Annotated in this window: 1 protein-coding gene and 1 pseudogene; both read left to right on the plus strand. The window is 73.2% G+C overall.

Features of this window, described 5'->3' with window-relative positions:
* The first annotated feature begins 421 nt into the window (after positions 1–421).
* Positions 422–1267: a DegV family protein gene (locus tag K6I34_RS36475; RefSeq protein WP_229332316.1), complete on the plus strand. Its 846-nt coding sequence runs from the start codon at positions 422–424 to the stop codon at positions 1265–1267.
* Between the two features lie 108 nt (positions 1268–1375).
* Positions 1376–1830: pseudogene (locus K6I34_RS36480) on the plus strand (ComEA family DNA-binding protein); the annotation flags it as partial.

Here is a 1830-nt window from a genome sequence, read left to right on the forward strand (position 1 = left end):
CCCCCGCGGAACGCCCCGCGATCACCCCCCGCGACACCTGGCGCCAGCCCACATACTCCTGGCAGAAAACCCACCACCCGGAAAGCACGAGCTAGCCGACACCAGGCCTCACCAGCGCGCCCCGCAAGGGGCCGACGGCAGAGGACGGAACGTGCCCCGTAAGGGGCGCGGGGCTGCGTTGTATTTGCGGCTCCGCCGCGTGGGCGCGACAGCCCGCAGGCGCCGACGGCAGAGCACGGAACGTGCCCCGTAAGGGGCGCGGGGAACTGCGCGACCAGCCACACACGGCCCGCACCCGCCCGACGACATCAAAGACCGAGCTCGTAGGCGCCCCGTCGGCGGGGCAAGGCACCCGGCAGGGCCCCCGCAGGGGACAGGGCCGTACTGCCACACACCCGCCCGGAGAGGTAATCTCCGGAACATGTCCCGCCACGTCGCTGTCGTCACCGATTCCACGGCCTACCTGCCACAGCAGACGATGGAGCAACACGGCATCACCGCCGTACCGCTGACCGTGGTCCTGGACGACGAGGCACTCGAAGAGGGCACCGAGATCTCCGCCCGCTCCCTCGCCCAGGCACTGCAGAAGCGCAGGCCGGTGACCACCTCCCGGCCCGGCCCCGAGCGCTTCGCGGCCGCCTACCGCGCGGCGGCGGAATCGGGGGCGGAGAGCATCGTCTCGCTCCACCTGTCCGCCGAGATCTCCGGCACGTACGACGCGGCGGTCCTCGCGGCGGCCGACGCCCCGGTGCCCGTCAGGGTCGTGGACACCGGGATGGTCGCGATGGCCCTCGGTTTCTGCGCGCTGGCCGCGGCGGAGACCGCGGACGCGGGCGGCACCCTCGACGAGGCCGTGGCCGCCGCGGAGAAGCGCGCGCAGGGCACGGTCGCGTTCTTCTACGTCGACACCCTCGACTACCTCCGCAGGGGTGGCCGGATCGGCGCGGCGCAGGCGCTGCTGGGTTCCGCGCTCGCGGTGAAGCCCCTGCTCCAACTGGACGAGGGGCGCATCGAGTTGCGGGAGAAAGTCCGTACGGCCTCCAAGGCCATCGCCCGCCTGGAGGAGATCGCCGTGGAGCGGGCGGGCGCGGCCCCCGTCGACATCGCCGTCCACCACCTGGCGGCCCCCGACCGCGCGACCCTCCTCGCGGACCGGCTGTGCGAGCGTGTGCCGGGGCTTCAGGAACTCCACGTCAGCGAGGTGGGGGCGGTCATCGGGGCGCACACGGGACCGGGTCTGCTGGGCGTGGTGGTCGCGCCGCGGTAAGGGTGCGATACCCCCTGTTCGGGTGACGTGGTTTTCCACAACTGGCTGGTTTTCCACGGAATTTGAGCCGCCTCGGCGAGATCCCGAAAACGCGCCTACGGTCGAGACATGACTGATCGCCGAACCGCCGCAACGCTCGACCCGACCGACTTCCCGGCCGACTTCGCATCGGCGTCGCAGAGGGAGCGCGCCGCGACCCTGTTCCCGGAACGCCCGCCCGGACGCGGAGGCGCCGATCCGCCGCCCGGTTTCGCGGGGCGGAAAAACCCTGGGGTGCACGGGAGTTGGCGTGCCGCCTTGGGGGATCGGCTGCCGATGTGGGTCCAACTCCGGTGCGGCGTCGAACCGAAGACGCTCGCCGCGCTGGCGGTGGTGCTGGTCGCGGCGTGCGCGTTCGCCGCGTACCACTTCTGGGCGGGCCGCCCCCAGAGTGTCCGCCCGCCGGACCGGGACGAGCCCGTGGCGGTGGCCGCGGCCCCGCGGAAGGCACCCGCGGCTCCGGCCGGGGCCAGAAGCCGGGCCGATCACGCGAGCCCGCCCGATGCCGCGAACCGGACCGGGGG

Origin of the sequence: Streptomyces sp. UNOC14_S4, from assembly GCF_020740835.1 — a bacterium.
Taxonomy (GTDB): Bacteria; Actinomycetota; Actinomycetes; order Streptomycetales; family Streptomycetaceae; genus Streptomyces.

What these genes read in the sequence shown, in the direction of transcription:
- K6I34_RS36475 (WP_229332316.1), top strand. Translation starts at nt 422, where the DNA reads ATGTCCCGCCACGTCGCTGTCGTCACCGATTCCACGGCCTACCTGCCA.